Genomic DNA, 16,030 nt, shown 5'->3' on the forward strand with positions numbered 1-16,030 from the left:
CTGACATGAGACACGAGACGAGGCGGTATTATTCCGCATGCAGGTAAAGTTTTATCGCGGGCGGGATCATTCGCTGTGAATAAGCTCTTAGGATTGTGCCCGGCACGAACGTGGAGGATTTCAACTCCCGCAACACGCTGCTTTTGCGGCTCGTTTACATCATTTCAATTTGCGGATAGGATGTGTCCTTAATTCCGTTCGCAGAACCAGCCATCACGCGAGTTGCTGAATGATCCTGAAAAGCCAGGTCGAGTGGGCGCTCCACTGTTGCGCCATTCTCGCGGGCCTGCCCGAGGGCAGGTATCTCTCCACCAAGGCGCTCGCGGAGCTTCATGGCCTGCCGAAGGAATATCTCTCCAAGGCGCTGCAGAGCCTTTCGCAGGCATCGCTGGTCGATACAACGCTCGGCCCGAGCGGCGGTTACCGGCTTGCCAGGCCCTCGTCCGAGATCAATTTCCTCGACATCGTCGAAGCGGTCGAGGGCAAGGCGCGCAGCTTCACCTGCACGAACATCCGCGACAACAATCCCTGCCGGCCGGCCGGCTATTGCGACAGCAAGCCCTGCGCGGTCGCCCGCATCATGTGGGAAGCCGACGAGGCCTGGCGCGATACGCTGCGGCGCGTCCGGCTGTCCGATCTGGTCGGTACCTTGTCCGAGGAAGTGCCGGCAGAGCTTTGGCGGAGTACCTTCGAATGGGTGCTCAAGCGCGCCGGCTAACTACCCCCTGAAGATTGTCCTGATGGTTTTCAGAATGGCGTGGGCGCTGTGGGCGGGTTCCGGCGGGAGGGCTGCGTCGCGAAAGCGTTCCGCGCGGCTGGCGAGTTCTTCGGCGATTTCTTCCGCCAGCGCCGGACGCTGGTTCAGCAAGGGGGCGAAGGCCTGCTGATCGATTTCATAGACCGTCACCGGGGTCAGAGCCTCGAGCGTGCAGACTTCCTGCATGCCGGCGAGCAGTCCGGTCTCTCCAAAAAAATCACCTGGCGCGAGCCGCCCGCGTTCCCCATCGCCGTCCCGCGCCGCAATAATGCCGGCCCGCACCATCATCAGCGACGGCAGCATGTCGCCCTCCCGGACGATCACGTCGCCCTTGCGGAATTCACGCACGGCGGTGGTCTCGGCAAGCTTCTGCTTTTCATCTGTCGTCAGCGTCGCAAAGATCGGAATGGCCTCAATCAGTTCGAGCGGCGTGACGCGCGGCGATCGTGCGCTCTCTTCTGTCGGCAGATCGCCTGTCAGCACCGAGGCCGCCGCCGGAACGGCGAGAAGCAGGCCGGCGGATTTGCAGTGGCGATAGACGAGATCGAGCACCTCGTTGCGCGCCTGAACGCGCCGGCTCGGGCTCGTCACCCGGAACTGCAGCTCGACTTCGAGCGCGGTGGCGTCCAGCCCTTTCAATGCGACGACCGGCGGCGGGTCGCGCACGATCGAATTGCAGCTCGTCAGCGCCGATAACATGACCTGGCGGACCGATGCCGGCATCCGGGTCGGGGCGATGCGGATTGTGAGGATCAGCAGATGGCTCTCGTCCGGACGGCTGACATTCGTCAGGGCGAGCTTGGCGAGAAAGCTGTTCGGCAGAACGACGAGATTGTTTGCGCTGGTCAGGATATGCGTCGCGCGCCAGTTGCTCTCGACGACGCGCCCTTCCGTGCCATCGCTCAGAAGAATCCAGTCGCCGATGACATAAGGCCGGCCGAGTGTCAGCGCGATGCCGGAGAAGACGTCGGCAAGCGTGTTCTGGAGCGCAAGGCCGAGAATGATGGCGACCACGCCCGAAGTGGCAACGAGGGTGCCGATCGGCACGCCGAAGACGAAGGCCAGGACCGACAGGGCCATGCCGATATAGACGACGCCGATGACGAGATCCTGGAGCAGGCGGGCCTCTCGGGGACTGCCTTCCAGAACCAGATACAGCCTGATGAAACCGATGACAGCCCATGCCAGGTGAATCCACCAGAGCGTTTTCGCGACAACGACAAGCAAGGCCTGCGGATCCTCGGACCCATATCCTTGAAACCGATGAGGTTCGATGCCGCTGCCGACGAGGATCAGCGTCATTAAGCCAAAGAAGACAATCTGCACCACCAGCCGCGTCGTCGGCCGCTGGCGCGAAAGCAGGTGCCAGACGACGATACCGGCAAAGCCGACTGTTATCAGGGATATCAGAGGCTTGCCGAAGAGCGCGTCGTAGATCATCTGTCTCTGTCTCCGGGATGGGCGGGCGGCACATGATTGAGCATGTCGGCCGTCCGCGCAAGCATCGGCCCCGCGCGGACGGGCTTGGCGGCCCTTACTTGTTGAGGGGATAGGTCAGCTCTTTCTGGTTGGTGTCGACGACGAACACGGCAAGCAGGCGGGCGGGCTTCGTTTCGCTGCCGTTGGCGCTGATGCCGTGGCGGTCGCCCGGCATTTCGGAGAAGCTCTCGCCAGCCTGATAGACCTTGACCGGGCCGTCATTGACCTGGCTGCGGATCGCGCCTTCGAGCACGGTGGCGTAGATGAAGGCCGAGTCGGGATGGGTATGGCCGTCGGAGAAGCCGCCCGGGCCGTATTCGACCAGCACGCCCTTGATGCTCTTGCCCGCCACGTTCGGAAGTTCGTGTTCGTAGACGAGGGTGACCTTTGCAGATTTGCTGTTGTCGGCAGCGCCGGCGCCGGTGGCCGCCAGGCAGGCGAGGGCGGCGGCGAGGATCGATGCTCTGATCATTGGAGTCTCCATTTTTGCGGGGTTGGGAGGACGCGCGCCGGTGGCCGCGTCCCGGGGCAAAATCACTTCGGCTGGGCGGATTTTGCGAACCATTGTTCGAAGGTGATCGAGCCGAGCCGCGGGTTGTCGTCGGAAACGAGCGAGTGGTCGTTGAGCCGGACGCCGAAATATTTTGCTTCCGGATCGGCCTCGACGGTGCGTGGGTCTTTCATCGCCTTCAGATATCGGGCGACGAGTTCGCTCAGGCGCGCCCGTTCCGGACCTGATATTTCGATCGTGGCGTTGGCGGGGGGCGACAGCGCCACGTCAGCCATGGCGTCGGCGACATCGTCGGAGGCGATCGGCTGCACAAAGGCCGGCGACAGGCGAACCGTCTGGCCGATGGTGCCGGACTGGGCGATGCCGTTCAGGAATTCCATGAACTGCGTCGAATGCACGATGGTATAGGGAATGCCCGACGCCTTGATCAGCTTTTCCTGGGCGAGCTTGCCGCGGAAATAGCCGCTGTCCTGCAGCCGCTCGGTGCCGACGACGGAGAGCGCGATATGGTGCTTCACGCCGGCAATCTTCTCGGCGGCAAGAAGATTGCGCCCCGAGATCTCGAAGAATTCGAGAACGGCCTTGTCTTCGAAGGAGGGCGAATTGGCAAGGTCGAGCACGACTTCCGCGCCCTCGAGCGCCGCTGCCAGTCCATCTCCCGTGATCGTATTGACGCCTGAGTTCGGCGAGGCGGCAATCACCTCATGTCCCTTCTGGCGCAGGCGTTCGACAGTCTTCGAACCGATGAGGCCGGTTCCGCCGATGACAACGATTTTCATAACAGATCTCCGTTCGCTGCCGGGGTGCGGCAGCGTTAAAGGTGAATCTTCTCAATGAATTGTGGGGTTTAGTTCAGGCCAGCCTTGTCGAGGCCGTAGGCCTTATCGGCGGAACCGGGAACGGTCTTGAAGCCGACATTGACGCGGTTCCAGGCATTGATGGCCATGACGACGAAGGTCAGGTCAGAGATTTCCTTTTCGGAAAGCTGGCCGCGAACCCGTTCATAGATCTCGTCGGGAATGCCGCCTTCTGGAAGTTTCGTCAGCGCTTCGGTCCAGGCAAGGGCTGCACGCTCGCGGGGGACGAAGAGGTTCGATTCCCGCCAGATGGCGACGTGATGGAGCCGCAGTTCCGTCTCGCCATGGATCTTTGCCTGCTTCACATGCATGTCGAGGCAAAACCCGCATCCGTTGATCTGCGAAGCGCGGATCTCGATGAGGGCCTGAAGCTTCTCGTCGATCACGCTGCTGCGCAATGCCATGCTGAATTCCATGAACTTCTTGAAAAGCTCCGGGGACTGCTGCGCGTAGTTCAATCGCTGGGTCATGTCGTCTCTCCTTTAATTAAGGATATTTAATATCCTTATGGATAAAAGATATCCGTAATTACTGGACTGTAAAGCCATTCCAGCCTAGTTTGGCTGCATAAAGCCTATGCGCAAAAGTATGAGGGGCGGGGGATGGATATCGTTTCGGCATTGCGGACCTTCCAGCGCGTCGTGGAGACGGGCTCGTTTTCGGCGGCGGCGCACGATCTCGACGTGACGCAGCCGGCGGTCTCACGGCAGGTCGCAGCCCTTGAGGGGCATTTCAACACGCGCCTCCTGCACCGCACGACGAGCGGCTTGTCGCTGACGGCGGAGGGGGAGCGCATGCTGCCGATGGCGCTCAGAATTCTCGAAGCGGTGGAGGAACTCGGCGATGCCACTGGATCGGACGGCGTCATGGCTTCCGGGAAGGTCAGGCTCAGTGTTCCGGCACCGCTCGGCCTCTATCTCAGCGAGCAGCTGGGCGATCTTCTTGCCGCCCACCCGAAACTCTCGGTGGAACTGCTCTTCAGGGAGCAGAGCTCCGATATGATAGAGGAGCGCCTCGACCTCGAAGTGCGCCTCGGCTCGGTCGCCAACAGCAGCCTCGTCTGCCGCCGGATCGGCTGGACGACAGCCTTCCTCGTCGCAGCGCCCGCCTATCTCGCGCGTAAGGCGCCGCCGCCGACGCCGAAGGACATCAAGGACCATGAATGCCTGTGCTATAACAGGGCGGGCGATGCCGCGACATGGTCGTTCTCCAACGGCTCCGAAGACATTTCGGTTCGGATCTCGCCGCGGCTGACCGCCTGCAGCGCCGTCGCCATTCACCGGGCCGCCCTTGCCGGCGCGGGACTGGCGGTGCTTTCACATATCATCGCCGTGCCCGATATCGCCGCCGGCCGGCTGATCCCGGTGATGGAGGATTTTCAGCCGAGCCGGCTGCCGATCACCGTCGTCTATCCCTCGAGACGGAACATGCCGCTGCGCGTCAAGACGGTTCTGGATTTTCTGACCGATGCCATCGGGCGAGACCCGTCGATGTGCGCGAGCGGCATGGACCGTCGCTGGGAGGGATGATCGTCCCGCCGGGCGATTTGCGGTTTTCCGCCTTGCCTAACGCCCGCGAATCCTGCCAAGTCGTCCCATCATGCAATTTGCGCCGCAACAAGACGAAGCCCTCAAGGCTGTTTCGAAATGGCTGAATGAAGGGCGCTCGCCGCTCTTTCGCCTGTTCGGCTATGCCGGAACGGGTAAGACGACGCTTGCCAAGCATTTCGCCGAGAATGTCGACGGCGATGTGCTGTTTGCCGCCTTCACCGGCAAGGCGGCGCAAGTGCTGCGCTCGCGCGGCGCTTCCAACGCCAAGACGATCCATTCGCTGATCTATCGGCCACGCGGCGAGGAGGCGGTTGAGGACGAGGAAACCGGCAAGACCTCGATCGCACCGATGTTTTCGATCAACCGGCAAAGCCCGGTCGCTAAGGCGGCGCTGATCATCGTCGACGAATGCTCGATGGTGGACGAGGCGCTCGGCAGGGATCTTATGAGCTTCGGCACGCCGATCCTGGTGCTCGGCGATCCCGGCCAGCTGCCGCCGGTCAGCGGCGGCGGTTACTTCACCAATCAGGATCCGGATTATCTGCTGACCGATATTCACCGGCAGGCCCGTGACAATCCGATTATCAAGCTCGCCATGCAGGTGCGCGAGGGCAATGAGGTGATGTACGGCGATTACGGCACGGCCAAGGTGATCTCGAAGAACGAGGTGACGCAGGATCTCGTGATGAAAGCCGACCAGGTGCTCGTCGGCACCAACAGGACGCGGCGGCGCTATAATCAGCGCCTGCGCGAGTTGAAAGGCTTTAATGCCGAGTATCCGCAGACCGGCGACAAACTCGTCTGCCTCCGCAACGATCCGGCCAAAGGCCTGCTCAACGGCTCGCTCTGGCAGGTGATGACCTCGTCCAAGGAAACGACGAAGCCCGGCATCAATCTGCTGGTCCGGCCCGAAGACGACGACATGGATCGGGGCGCTGCCAAGATCAAGCTCCTGAAACAGGCCTTCGAGGATGTCGAAGGCGAAATCCCCTGGAACACCCGCAAGCGCTACGACGAGTTCGACTACGGCTATGCACTGACCGTTCACAAGGCGCAGGGTTCGCAATGGAACGACGTCGTGCTCTTCGACGAGAGCTGGGCGTTTCGTGATACGCGGGAACGCTGGCTTTATACGGCCATCACACGCGCGGCGGAGACGCTGACGATCGTGCGCTGATAGGATTGGCGGGAGGCGACGGTGGCGGCCGTCGAGAGCGTGGGCCAGGCTTGCCCGCGGCGCGGTCAGGCGTTCAAGGTTATGCCTGCACGATGCCGAGCAGAACGGCCTTGGCGATCGCCTGGAAGCGGTTGTTGGCGCGGAATTTCAGGATGATTGCGGCTTCGAGATCCCTCGTCTCATCATGCTTCAGATCGAGCGCCCGGGCGATTCGCTGGGTGGAATAGCCCTCCGCCATCAGTTCCAGGCAACGCCGCTCCTGCGGGGTCAGGCTTGCGCTGTCCTGGTTGTCATTGAGCGGCGGCTCTTCGACACTGTCGTCGTAGTCCAGAAGGTCGCCCACCTGCTGGAGCTGGCGGTGCAGCGTCGACATCTCGGCCGTCAGCTCGCGCTTGCGCACCTGCAGCGCTTCGCGGAACATCGCCTCGGCTCTTTCCTGCGAATCGGCCTTGCGAAGCTCGTCCATCAATTCCTGGATGACGGCAATCGGCATGCCGGTCTCGCGGCAGACGGTGATAACCGCCATGCGCATCACGTCGTCTTGGCCGTAGACCCGCATCAGCCCGATGCGATTGGCCGAAATCAACCCCTTTTCTTCGTAGAAATGCAGTGTCCTGTGCGTAACGCCGAATGCGTTGGCCATATCGGCGATTGGCACCGGACCGTCCGGTAGATCCGGCGGCAGCGCGGCCGAAGGCAGAAACCGGTATTTCGACCGGGCCTCCGAAGCGATACCGGCGGCAGCAAACAGGCGTTTGGAACCGTCTGGCATGAACCCTCCTAGGGCATCGTGTTGCACCTCATGCGGATTTGCCAGTTGCTTCCCAGGCGCGGCGAGTGGGGTTTTCCTCTGGGCGTTCTTATCATTGGGAAAGAAGCAGTACGCGGCCTACGTTTACGCGATACAATGTCCACGTTATGCGTGAACGATCTCATTTATAAGTGCTAAAAATAATCTCTTTTAAATGGGATAGCAACGTAAGGGCATATTTTGCCGGCACGCCTTCTGTGCTGCAGCAAAACATGTGCTGCGCTGCCGCATGATCCAGCCATCTTCGGAAGGCCGCGGGAATTACTGTTTGCGCTACGCTTGCCGTCGATCTTCGATTGAAATGCTTGGGTTTCATCAACGTCCGGCATCGCATCCATCTGCGAATCTCGTTGGCCATTGCAGGGCACTTGGCTTAAAAGCAGGGCCTCCCGTTTCCGTGACCGATGGATGCCAGCCATGCCCGCCAAGCTCTCCGTGAACCTCAACGCCGTCGCCATGCTGCGCAACCGGCGCGACCTGCCCTGGCCGAGCGTCGAGGCGCTGGGCCGAATCGCCCTTGCGTCAGGCGCGAGCGGCCTGACGGTGCATCCGCGCCCCGACCAGCGCCATATTCGCTTTTCCGACCTGCCGGTCATCCGCAATCTGATCGATGACGAATTCCCGAACGCCGAGTTCAACATAGAAGGTTATCCCACGCAGGAATTTTTCGACCTCTGCGCCGGAGCTGCGCCCGAGCAGGTGACGCTGGTGCCTGACGATCCCGCGCAGGCGACCTCCGATCACGGCTGGGATTTCCGCAAGCACCGGGCATTTCTGACCGATGCCGTCGCACGGCTGAAGACGATGGGATGCCGGGTCTCGCTGTTTGCCGACGGAGACGGGGATGCTGAAGCCGTCGAGATCGCCAAGGCCGTCGGCGCCGACCGGATCGAACTTTATACCGGTCCCTATGGCGGCTGTTTCGACGCGCCGGAACGGGCGGCCCCGATCCTCGAAGCGCTCGGACGGACGGCGGATGCAGCGCTGGCGATCGGCCTTGCCGTCAATGCCGGCCACGACCTGACGGTCGCAAACCTGCCTGATCTGGTGAAGCGCATTCCGGCGCTTGCCGAAGTCTCGATCGGCCACGGGCTGACGGCCGACGCGCTGGAGTATGGCATGGCCGAGACGGTACGGCGGTTCTGCCGGGCGTGCGGGCAGGCGGTTTGAGTGGGGTCTTCTTCGAGGCGGCAAGAAAGGGTCTTTTGCGCCCAAGGACTTGGGCGCGCTGGATTCCTGTGACAGGCACAGGAATGAGGGTGGAGAGGTAGCGCTTCCCATCAGTCGTTGCCTCAATGGCGACGGGAAATTTGACGAAGGCACTCAATTTAACCTCCCTCATTCCTGTGCCTGTCACAGGAATCCAGCCACGGCGCGTCCGCGCCGTGAGTGACTCACCTCACGTGATGAGGGTTTCAGCGTCCCAAATCGGAGCACGCTCATCCCTGCGGCGAGCGCAGGGATGAACGGAAAGCTCAGTGGCCTCCGGCGTTTCCAGCCGCCGTCAAAGCAGCCTTATGCGCCACGAAGAAATCCTTCAGCGATTGCGGCTGTTTGCCCGTCAGCTTGGTGAAATCCCCAGTGACGATGTCGAACTTGCCGGCGCGGATGTTGGCGTCGGCGGAAACCAGCATGTCGGCGACGAAGCCGGGGAGGCCGGCGCCGCGCATGCCCTGGCCGAGCTGCTCATCATTGACGTCGACCACTTCGAGCGGCTTGCCGGCGGCTTCGGCGGCGATGGCGGCGATCTGGCGGTTGTTGAGCGACGCCGCACCGGTCAGCGTGTAGGTGGCGCTGTCCGATGTGCCAGAGGCAAGGGCGGCGGCGATCGCCAGGGCGCAGTCGTCACGCGAGATGGTCGAGACCTTGCCGTCGCCCGTGGCGCTGTACCATTTGCCGCCCTGCAGGTTGTGCGGCATGCTGTGCAGGTAATTGTCGTGATACCAGGCGTCGCGGATGATCGTGTAGGCAAGGCCGCTCGCCTTGATGGCGTTTTCGCTGCCGAGATGATCAGGCGCGAAGGTGACGAGCGAATCGTCCGGCGCCGGCATCGAGGTATAGGCGATGTGCTTGACGCCAGCCTTGGCGGCAGCGGCAACGGCCGCCTTGTGCTGGGTGAGGCGTTTGCCGGGGGTATCCAGCGCATCGGTACTGATGATCAGCAGGCGGTCGACGCCGGCGAACGCCTTCTCGAGGCCTGCCGCGTCGTCGAAATCGGCCTTGCGGGTGACGACGCCCTTGTTTGCGAGTTCGGCAAGCTTTTCCGGGCTGCGCGTCGCCGCGACAATCGTGCCGGGGGCGACATTGTATGTTTCGATGAGGTGATGGATGACGCGTTGGCCGAGCTGTCCGGCGGCGCCGGTGACCAGGATGGTTTCGCTCATAAGTCGGTTCCTTCTGTGCTCGATAGGTAGTCTCAAAAAGAGAGCAGCACTAGAATAGGAATTGACTTGACGGTGTAAAGGAGGCAGTTTTTCGGCTCTACGTTACCAAAAGGGAACCAGCTCATGAGCGGCGCGGTCGTCAGTCTGAAAAACAGGATGCCGGGGGCGCGGCGCGAGATCGATCTTGCCGGCCTCGATTTTTCCAATTGCCCGGTCAGGGACATGATGCAGCAGATCGGCGGAAAATGGTCGACGCTGCTGCTCGAAGTGCTGGCGGCGGAGCCGCGTCGGTTCGGCGAGCTCAGGCGGATGCTGCCCGATATTTCCCAGCGCATGCTGACACAGACGCTGCGTGATCTGCAAAGAGATGGTTATATCGCCCGCGAAGTTTTCCCGACCAAACCGCCGAGCGTCGAATATTCGATGACCGAACTCGGCCGTTCGCTCTACCTGCCGCTGTCGCAATTGTTGAACTGGGCGGAAGCCAACCATGATGCCGTCCGCGCCGCCCGTTCACGTTTCGATTCTGCCGATAGCTAGAGTGTCTTACTTGCCGCGTCCTTCCGTCAGGAACAGCAGGAAGGCGAGCGCCGGGAAGGCGAAGCCGATCCAGGCGGTCATCGTCCAGCCGCCGGTGGCATAGGCCCAGCCGCCGAGCGCCGAGCCGAGCGCGCCGCCGGCGAAGAAGGTGGCCATGAAGAGGCCGTTCAGCCGGCTGCGATGTTCCGGGTTCAAGCCATAGATGGCACGCTGGCCGCAGACGAGATTGGTCGTCACCCCGAAATCGAGCATGATCGCCGCCACAGTCAGCAGGATCAGGGCGGTCAGCGAGCCGTCCGCTGCGAAATGGCTGATCAGGAAGGAAGCCATGCCGAGCAGCATGGCAAGCGTCGAGGCGATCTTCGTCATGCCGCGATCGGCAAGCCGCCCGGCGATCGGCGAGGCGATGGCGCCGGCAGCGCCGGCAAGCGCGAAGAGGGCGATGCCGTTTTGCGTCAGCCCGAAGGCCGGGCTTGCAAGCAGCAGCGGCGTCGTCGTCCAGAACAGGCTGAAGGCACCGAACATGCCGGCCTGATAAAGCGCCCGGCGCTGCAGCACACGTGAGGTCAGCGCCAAATGGCCCATGGAAGCCAGCAGCTCGCCGTAGCGCAGCTTCGTCTTCGGCACGCGGACCGGCAGGTTGGCGCGCAGGATGACGGCGAGCACGATCATCAGGGCTGCGGTGACATAATAGACCACATGCCAGGACGAGGCCTCGGCGACGAAACTTGCGAAGGGGCGGGCGAGCATGATGCCGCAGAGCAGGCCGCTCATGACGTTGCCGACGACCTGTCCGCGTGTCGCATCGGGCGCCATGTTGGCGGCAAAGGGAACCAGGACCTGAACGGCGACCGATGAAAGGCCGATGCAGAGCGAAGCGACGAGGAAGGCTGTGGGTGTCGAAGCCAGCGCCGCGCGGATCAGCGCAACAGCGGAGACGGCGACCAGCAGCAGCACGAGCCGGCGGTTCTCCGTGAGATCGCCGAGCGGCACGATCAGCAGCAGGCCGAGGCCGTAGCCGATCTGCGTCAGTGTGACGATCAGGCCGGTTGCGGCAGGCGTGAAGCCGAGCTCGGCGCTGATCGGGCCGGCAAGCGGCTGGCCGTAATAGAGATTGGCGGCCACCAGCCCGCAGGCGGCGGCAAAAAGAAAGGTGAGCCAGGGGGATAGCGCCCTTGGAATGGCCTTATCCGGCGCGGTGGCTGAAATGCTCATCAGAAACTCCGGTATGATTGAATGGATTAATTGCAAATCGGTCTGCCGGCGGCCACCCGTTTCCGGGCGCGCAGGGGAATGCTGGCATTCCCCCGGGGGAAAGTCAGGTCACCAGCTTCATCGCGGCTTCGGCAGCGGCAGCCATTTCTTCGCCGCTGCGTTCCGTTTTGCCGATGACGCGCATGCCCTTGGTGAGGCAGAGAAGCGCAAGCGCTACCGCCGATACATCGATATCCGCCGAAATCGAGCCATCGGACTGGCCGAGGCGGATGAGGTCGGCGAGAAGCGTCTCGTCGGTGATGAAGGCGGTGGCGACGCGTTCGGCCGCCTCTGCATCGAAGAGAGCGAGATCGCCGGCGCTGCCGACGACGAGGCAGCCCCGCCGGCCGATTTCACCGTGCGAAGAGCCGGCAAAGAAGGTGATGAGCGCATGGAGCTTATCGCGGCCGGTCTCGGCACGTGCCAGCCTGGCATCGAGCAGGCCGCGACGCACGGCGCGGTAGCGGTCGAAGGCGGCAAGGAAGATGCCGCGTTTGTCGCCGAAAGCCTTGTAGACGCTGCCGGCGGCAAGCCCCATGGCCTCCGTGAGTTCACTGATCGAGGCAGCATGATAGCCGCGCTCGGAAAAGACGCGTTGCGCCGCGTCGAGTGCCGCGTCGGCGTCGAATTCCCGCGGACGGCCGCGGCTGCGGGTCTTCTCATGATCGAGGGTTGTTGCGCTCATGCTTGCCTAATTAGGAAATGATCGTTTCCAAATCAAGCGAAATTTTTGCGACGCAGCAAATCAGAGTGTGAGAAGCCAGTTCTGGCCATTTGCCTCGGGGCCGAACATGCGATGTCTCTCCTCGGAGACAAGCCGGAAGCCCGATTTGACGTAGATGGCGCGGGCGGTTTCCAGCATGTCGTTGGTCCAGAGCTGGAGCTCGCGATAGCCTTTCTGCCTGCAAAAGCGGATGCATTCGTCGACCAGCAGCTTGCCAAGCCCGAGGCCGCGGGCTGATTTGTCGACATAGAGCAGCCGCAGCTTGGCGATGCCGTCGCCGCCATTGGTGACGAGGACCGAGCCGACATTGACGCCGCCGCGTTCGGCAATCCAGCAATATTCCTTGGCGGGATCGAAATTGGCGAGGAATTTGCCGGCGACCTCGGCGACCAGCGCCTCGAAGCGCAAGTCCCAGCCATATTCCTCGGCGTAGAAGCGACCCTGGCTCTGAACGATCCAGCCGATATCGCCGGCGCGATGGGCGCGGATGATGGCGGGTGCGGGCTTGGCCGCCGGGTCGAGCAGGGCGCGGATCGTGTCCATGGCCGAGACGACGGCTTGCGGCTCGCCGATCGCCAGAGTGTCGAAGCGGGCGGCGATCTGGGCATTGGCGCGCCGGCCGAGTTCTTCGAACTGCACACGTCCCCGATCGGTGACATTGATGATCTGGCTGCGTAGGTCGGCCGGATCCGGGCTGGTCTCGATCAGCCCTTCGGTGCGAAAGCGCTTGAGGATGCGGCTGAGATAGGCAGGGTCGAGATGCAGGTCGCGGACAAGGGCTGCGGCGCTGATGCCGTCATGCGAGCCGATCTCGAAGAGAATGCGGGCATCCGTCAGCGTGAAGGGGGAGTCGAGATAGGCCTTGTTCAAGAGGCCGAGGAAATTCGTGTAGAAGCGGTTGAAATCGCGGGCGGTTTCGATGAGGGCGGTGTCGGACATGATGATCTCCAAACGGAGATCTCGCCAGACTGCTGACACAGGCTTGCTCCTCGCTCAGCGTCGTCCTCGGCCTTGTGCCGAGGATCTGCTGCCCCATCGAACCGAGGCAGATGCTCGGGACAAGCCCGAGCATGACGGATGAGAGGCCGGCGACTGTCCGAACAAGCTGACGTGCATCTCCTGATGGAGTTCTTTGTCCTCAATTTAGTTGACTGAGTCAACTAAATTGATCACAACTCACGCAGCTTCTTCCGTTTCCGCTTCGTCGTCGCCGAGAGCGAAATCCACCGCCGCATGGGCATGGATCGTCGTGGTGTCGAAGCCCGGCAGCGGCAGGCGGTTGGGATCGAGGATCAGGCAGATCTCGGTGCATCCGAGGATGATGCTGTCGGCGCCGTGCTCTGCGGCGCGGTCGATGATATCGATCAGTTTTTCGCGCGAGCTGTCGTGCACCCTGCCGGCGCAAAGCTCGTTGAAGATGATGTCGTGCACAGTCGTGCGGTCGGCGGCGTCGGGCACCATGATGTCGAGACCGAGGCTCTTCATTCGGTCGGTGTAGAAGCCGTGCTCCATCGTGTAGCGGGTGGCAAGCAGCAGCGGACGCTTGCGGCCGGCCGCATGCAGCGATTTCGCCGTCTCATCGATGATGTGGATCAGCGGCGCGGAGATCTTGGCGGCGACCTGATCGGCAATCAGGTGCATGGTGTTGGTGCAGATGAGGATACAGCCGGCGCCCGCGGCCTCCAGACGCGCCGCCACCTCGCCGAGGCGGCGAGCCGCGCCAGCCCAGTCGCCAGCCTTCTGAAGAGCGACGATCTCCTCGAAATTGACCGAATGCAGGATGAGCTCGGCCGAGGCGAGGCCGCCTTTGCGGGCGCGCACCATCTCGTTGACGAGGCGGTAATAGACCGCCGAACTTTCGAAACTCATGCCGCCGATCAGGCCGATCGTTTTCATCTCTTCATGCTCCCATGCTGCGAGTTTCGAAAATGATGCCGCAATGCTCGCGCGATGTGTTTGCGTTGTTTGTCTTTCATATCAAATATCTGATATGGTTTTGCACAGTTTCCAAAAATCATGCAAAAATCGGGCGGAGGATCCCCTTAAGGCACATGCTTGACGATCGTGACAGACGCATTCTCGACATGCTGCAGAAAGATGCAGGCATATCCGTGACCGATCTGGCCGAGTACGTGGCGTTGTCGGTCTCGGCCTGCTCGCGGCGCATCCAGCGGCTGGAGGAAAGCGGCCATATCCTTCGGCGCATCATCGTGCTCGACCGGGAAAGGATGGGCGTGCCGACGACGGTCTTTGCGCTCGTCAAGACGGCACACCATTCCGACGAATGGACGGAAACCTTCCGCAGGATCATCAGCGACATCCCCGAGATCGTCGAGGCGCACCGGCTGACCGGCAATCACGATTACATTCTGAAGATCGTGCTGCCGCGCGTCGAGCATTACGATGTCATCTATAAGCAGATTGTGCGCAAGCTGGAACTCTTCGATGTCTCGGCGTCGATCTCGATGGAAGAGTTGAAACATGGAATGGCGATACCCGTGGGCTATGCCCGATAAAACGGCATTTCGAGAGGCCGCGATAATATGAGCAACAGCGATATTCATAGCTATTTTCTGCCAGGGGAAAAACTTCTTTGGTCCGGGCGTCCCGCACAGGGATTTCGTCTGACAACGTGGGATTTCGCCCTCGTTCCCTTCTCGCTTTTTTGGGGCGGCTTTGCTCTCTTCTGGGAGACCAGCGTATTGACCACGCCGGGAACGCCGGTTTTCATGCGCCTATGGGGTATCCCGTTCGTCCTGATAGGCCTTTATTTGATCGCGGGACGCTTTGTCGTCGATGCGGCGGTGCGGGCGCGTACCGAATACGCGCTGACCGACCGGCGCGTCATCATTCGCAGAAGCGGTCTGCTTCCGAATGTCTCTGCCACCCAGCTCGACCTGCTGCCGTCGATCAATCTCGAAGAGGGCAGTTTCGGTAAGGGGACGATCACATTCGGCACGTCTTCTTTTCAGCGATACAAAACGGCGGGCGTCTGGACGCCCAGCCTGTCAAGAGACCCGCAGCTTCTGGGGATCGACAGCGTGCGGCACGTTTATAATCTTCTGGAAAAAGCACGGCTCGATTGCCTGAAAAACCGATAGGTCTCCGCCCCATCGATAGCGATTAATTTGCCTCGATACGGAACGTTTTTCGACATATTGCGTTCACCTTTGGTTCAGGAGGAGGGGCAGCTATCCCTCCACTTGGAGGAGTAGAGGAGAACAGTCATGAGAAAGCTAACCATTTCAGCGTTATGCTTGATCATAGGTATCCCCGGCGTTACGCCGGCGCAGGCGTTTCCGGCTATCACCCCACCCAGGATCGAACCTCAGCAGCAGATCGAGCAAGTGCAATGGCGCGGCCGAGGCGGCCACTGGAACGGCGGCCATCACGGCGGATACCATCATAGTCATGGATCGGGCTGGGGCTGGGCCTTGGGCGGTCTGGCCGTCGGTACGATCATAGGCGGCGCATTATCCCAGCCCTATTACGGCTCGTATTATGGCTCACCCTACGGCGGCTATTACGGTACACCCTACCGCTATTATGGCTCGCCCTACCGGTATTATGGTTCGCCCTATCGCTACTATGGCTCGCCTTACCGCTATTATGGCCGGCCGTACCGCTCCTATGCATCTTCTGCCTATTATGGAGGAGGCGGAAGCCACGAGGCTTGGTGCTATTCGCGCTATCGTTCGTACAGGGCGTTCGACAATACGTTCCAGCCCTATTACGGACCCCGTCGCCAGTGTGTCGGTCCCTATTGATCGGCGCGTTACGCATCTGCCCGTGAACTGCTTCCAGGGCGACTCCCTTCTTGCGACCCGGCGACACGGCATGCCTGTGTTGAACCCCAGCGGACGCTCGGTCTGGGGAGTTACGACTCGGCCTGAGTTCGGCTCCCATGAGCTTTCCCGCAGGAAGAGCCGATAATCATCGAACCCCCTCGACTGCCGGCGGCGCAGGGCAGGCATGCCGAAACGGCA

General features: G+C 61.6%; 19 protein-coding genes. 8 read left to right on the forward strand and 11 right to left on the reverse strand.

Features of this window, described 5'->3' with window-relative positions:
- Positions 1-229 precede the first annotated feature (229 nt).
- The gene (locus tag FHX14_RS23790) at positions 230-718 is read left to right on the forward strand and encodes an Rrf2 family transcriptional regulator (protein ID WP_003593477.1); all 489 of its coding nucleotides are present in this window, start codon (positions 230-232) and stop codon (positions 716-718) included.
- Here the strand turns inward: FHX14_RS23790 and FHX14_RS23795 are convergent, their stop codons facing one another.
- The 4 genes from FHX14_RS23795 to FHX14_RS23810 form a co-directional block, all read right to left on the reverse strand.
- Positions 719-2,197 (reverse strand): mechanosensitive ion channel family protein, encoded by a 1,479-nt coding sequence (locus FHX14_RS23795; protein WP_184379079.1) that lies wholly within the window; start codon positions 2,195-2,197, stop codon positions 719-721.
- 94 nt (positions 2,198-2,291) lie between these two features.
- Positions 2,292-2,708 carry a cupin domain-containing protein gene (locus FHX14_RS23800; RefSeq protein ID WP_184379081.1) on the reverse strand — a complete coding sequence of 139 codons (417 nt, stop codon included), beginning with the start codon at positions 2,706-2,708 and terminating at the stop codon, positions 2,292-2,294.
- A 62-nt stretch (positions 2,709-2,770) separates the two neighbouring features.
- A complete protein-coding gene (locus tag FHX14_RS23805; RefSeq protein WP_184379083.1) occupies positions 2,771-3,526 on the reverse strand; it encodes an SDR family oxidoreductase in 756 nt (251 codons plus the stop codon).
- Between the two features lie 68 nt (positions 3,527-3,594).
- Positions 3,595-4,074 carry a carboxymuconolactone decarboxylase family protein gene (locus tag FHX14_RS23810; RefSeq protein WP_003593481.1) on the reverse strand — a complete coding sequence of 160 codons (480 nt, stop codon included), beginning with the start codon at positions 4,072-4,074 and terminating at the stop codon, positions 3,595-3,597.
- A 132-nt stretch (positions 4,075-4,206) separates the two neighbouring features.
- On the opposite strand from FHX14_RS23810, the gene FHX14_RS23815 reads away from it, so the two are divergent.
- Both FHX14_RS23815 and FHX14_RS23820 read left to right on the forward strand, forming a co-directional pair.
- Entirely contained in the window at positions 4,207-5,133 is a 927-nt protein-coding gene (locus tag FHX14_RS23815) for a LysR family transcriptional regulator (RefSeq protein ID WP_184379085.1), read from the forward strand.
- Between the two features lie 70 nt (positions 5,134-5,203).
- Positions 5,204-6,331, forward strand: coding sequence for an ATP-dependent RecD-like DNA helicase (locus FHX14_RS23820; RefSeq protein WP_012558309.1), 1,128 nt, complete (start codon positions 5,204-5,206; stop codon positions 6,329-6,331).
- Positions 6,332-6,410: 79 nt separating this feature from the next.
- On the opposite strand, the gene FHX14_RS23825 is transcribed toward FHX14_RS23820, so the two are convergent.
- Positions 6,411-7,103 carry a MerR family transcriptional regulator gene (locus FHX14_RS23825; RefSeq protein WP_184379087.1) on the reverse strand — a complete coding sequence of 231 codons (693 nt, stop codon included), beginning with the start codon at positions 7,101-7,103 and terminating at the stop codon, positions 6,411-6,413.
- A gap of 173 nt (positions 7,104-7,276) precedes the next feature.
- Positions 7,277-7,480 (reverse strand): hypothetical protein, encoded by a 204-nt coding sequence (locus FHX14_RS23830; RefSeq protein WP_184379089.1) that lies wholly within the window; start codon positions 7,478-7,480, stop codon positions 7,277-7,279.
- A 79-nt stretch (positions 7,481-7,559) separates the two neighbouring features.
- Between FHX14_RS23830 and FHX14_RS23835 the strand changes: the two genes are divergently transcribed.
- A complete protein-coding gene (locus FHX14_RS23835; RefSeq protein ID WP_179613150.1) occupies positions 7,560-8,312 on the forward strand; it encodes a pyridoxine 5'-phosphate synthase in 753 nt (250 codons plus the stop codon).
- Positions 8,313-8,617: 305 nt separating this feature from the next.
- Here the strand turns inward: FHX14_RS23835 and FHX14_RS23840 are convergent, their stop codons facing one another.
- Positions 8,618-9,526 (reverse strand): SDR family oxidoreductase, encoded by a 909-nt coding sequence (locus FHX14_RS23840; RefSeq protein WP_184379091.1) that lies wholly within the window; start codon positions 9,524-9,526, stop codon positions 8,618-8,620.
- A 123-nt stretch (positions 9,527-9,649) separates the two neighbouring features.
- On the opposite strand from FHX14_RS23840, the gene FHX14_RS23845 reads away from it, so the two are divergent.
- The gene (locus FHX14_RS23845) at positions 9,650-10,066 is read left to right on the forward strand and encodes a helix-turn-helix domain-containing protein (RefSeq protein WP_003593493.1); all 417 of its coding nucleotides are present in this window, start codon (positions 9,650-9,652) and stop codon (positions 10,064-10,066) included.
- A gap of 6 nt (positions 10,067-10,072) precedes the next feature.
- Here the strand turns inward: FHX14_RS23845 and FHX14_RS23850 are convergent, their stop codons facing one another.
- The 4 genes from FHX14_RS23850 to FHX14_RS23865 all read right to left on the reverse strand — a co-directional run bounded on the left by FHX14_RS23850 (position 10,073) and on the right by FHX14_RS23865 (position 13,940).
- Positions 10,073-11,281: an MFS transporter gene (locus FHX14_RS23850; RefSeq protein WP_184379092.1), complete on the reverse strand. Its 1,209-nt coding sequence runs from the start codon at positions 11,279-11,281 to the stop codon at positions 10,073-10,075.
- Between the two features lie 103 nt (positions 11,282-11,384).
- Positions 11,385-12,005 carry a TetR/AcrR family transcriptional regulator gene (locus tag FHX14_RS23855; protein WP_184379094.1) on the reverse strand — a complete coding sequence of 207 codons (621 nt, stop codon included), beginning with the start codon at positions 12,003-12,005 and terminating at the stop codon, positions 11,385-11,387.
- A gap of 60 nt (positions 12,006-12,065) precedes the next feature.
- Positions 12,066-12,983 (reverse strand): bifunctional helix-turn-helix transcriptional regulator/GNAT family N-acetyltransferase, encoded by a 918-nt coding sequence (locus tag FHX14_RS23860; RefSeq protein WP_184379096.1) that lies wholly within the window; start codon positions 12,981-12,983, stop codon positions 12,066-12,068.
- 237 nt (positions 12,984-13,220) lie between these two features.
- The gene (locus FHX14_RS23865; protein ID WP_184379097.1) at positions 13,221-13,940 is read right to left on the reverse strand and encodes an aspartate/glutamate racemase family protein; all 720 of its coding nucleotides are present in this window, start codon (positions 13,938-13,940) and stop codon (positions 13,221-13,223) included.
- 155 nt (positions 13,941-14,095) lie between these two features.
- On the opposite strand from FHX14_RS23865, the gene FHX14_RS23870 reads away from it, so the two are divergent.
- The 3 genes from FHX14_RS23870 (at position 14,096) to FHX14_RS23880 (ending at position 15,811) form a co-directional block, all read left to right on the forward strand.
- Positions 14,096-14,560 (forward strand): Lrp/AsnC family transcriptional regulator, encoded by a 465-nt coding sequence (locus FHX14_RS23870; RefSeq protein WP_012558301.1) that lies wholly within the window; start codon positions 14,096-14,098, stop codon positions 14,558-14,560.
- A gap of 27 nt (positions 14,561-14,587) precedes the next feature.
- Complete coding sequence (locus tag FHX14_RS23875; protein WP_184379099.1) at positions 14,588-15,145, forward strand: PH domain-containing protein; 558 nt, start codon at positions 14,588-14,590, stop codon at positions 15,143-15,145.
- A gap of 126 nt (positions 15,146-15,271) precedes the next feature.
- Positions 15,272-15,811, forward strand: a complete 540-nt coding sequence (locus FHX14_RS23880) for a BA14K family protein (protein WP_184379101.1) — start codon at positions 15,272-15,274, stop codon at positions 15,809-15,811.
- The last annotated feature ends 219 nt before the right edge of the window (positions 15,812-16,030 follow it).

The organism is Rhizobium sp. BK619, assembly GCF_014195245.1.
Classification (GTDB): domain Bacteria; phylum Pseudomonadota; class Alphaproteobacteria; order Rhizobiales; family Rhizobiaceae; genus Rhizobium; species Rhizobium acidisoli.

Bases quoted from the DNA above. Each gene is read 5' to 3' on its own strand.
- FHX14_RS23850 (WP_184379092.1), bottom strand. From the start codon at position 11,281: ATGAGCATTTCAGCCACCGCGCCGGATAAGGCCATTCCAAGGGCGCTA.
- FHX14_RS23830 (WP_184379089.1), bottom strand. From the start codon at position 7,480: ATGGATGCGATGCCGGACGTTGATGAAACCCAAGCATTTCAATCGAAG.
- FHX14_RS23810 (WP_003593481.1), bottom strand. From the start codon at position 4,074: ATGACCCAGCGATTGAACTACGCGCAGCAGTCCCCGGAGCTTTTCAAG.
- FHX14_RS23860 (WP_184379096.1), bottom strand. From the start codon at position 12,983: ATGTCCGACACCGCCCTCATCGAAACCGCCCGCGATTTCAACCGCTTC.
- FHX14_RS23800 (WP_184379081.1), bottom strand. From the start codon at position 2,708: ATGATCAGAGCATCGATCCTCGCCGCCGCCCTCGCCTGCCTGGCGGCC.
- FHX14_RS23875 (WP_184379099.1), top strand. From the start codon at position 14,588: ATGAGCAACAGCGATATTCATAGCTATTTTCTGCCAGGGGAAAAACTT.
- FHX14_RS23870 (WP_012558301.1), top strand. From the start codon at position 14,096: ATGCTTGACGATCGTGACAGACGCATTCTCGACATGCTGCAGAAAGAT.
- FHX14_RS23845 (WP_003593493.1), top strand. From the start codon at position 9,650: ATGAGCGGCGCGGTCGTCAGTCTGAAAAACAGGATGCCGGGGGCGCGG.
- FHX14_RS23840 (WP_184379091.1), bottom strand. From the start codon at position 9,526: ATGAGCGAAACCATCCTGGTCACCGGCGCCGCCGGACAGCTCGGCCAA.
- FHX14_RS23825 (WP_184379087.1), bottom strand. From the start codon at position 7,103: ATGCCAGACGGTTCCAAACGCCTGTTTGCTGCCGCCGGTATCGCTTCG.
- FHX14_RS23790 (WP_003593477.1), top strand. From the start codon at position 230: ATGATCCTGAAAAGCCAGGTCGAGTGGGCGCTCCACTGTTGCGCCATT.
- FHX14_RS23815 (WP_184379085.1), top strand. From the start codon at position 4,207: ATGGATATCGTTTCGGCATTGCGGACCTTCCAGCGCGTCGTGGAGACG.
- FHX14_RS23820 (WP_012558309.1), top strand. From the start codon at position 5,204: ATGCAATTTGCGCCGCAACAAGACGAAGCCCTCAAGGCTGTTTCGAAA.
- FHX14_RS23805 (WP_184379083.1), bottom strand. From the start codon at position 3,526: ATGAAAATCGTTGTCATCGGCGGAACCGGCCTCATCGGTTCGAAGACT.
- FHX14_RS23865 (WP_184379097.1), bottom strand. From the start codon at position 13,940: ATGAAAACGATCGGCCTGATCGGCGGCATGAGTTTCGAAAGTTCGGCG.
- FHX14_RS23835 (WP_179613150.1), top strand. From the start codon at position 7,560: ATGCCCGCCAAGCTCTCCGTGAACCTCAACGCCGTCGCCATGCTGCGC.
- FHX14_RS23880 (WP_184379101.1), top strand. From the start codon at position 15,272: ATGAGAAAGCTAACCATTTCAGCGTTATGCTTGATCATAGGTATCCCC.
- FHX14_RS23855 (WP_184379094.1), bottom strand. From the start codon at position 12,005: ATGAGCGCAACAACCCTCGATCATGAGAAGACCCGCAGCCGCGGCCGT.
- FHX14_RS23795 (WP_184379079.1), bottom strand. From the start codon at position 2,197: ATGATCTACGACGCGCTCTTCGGCAAGCCTCTGATATCCCTGATAACA.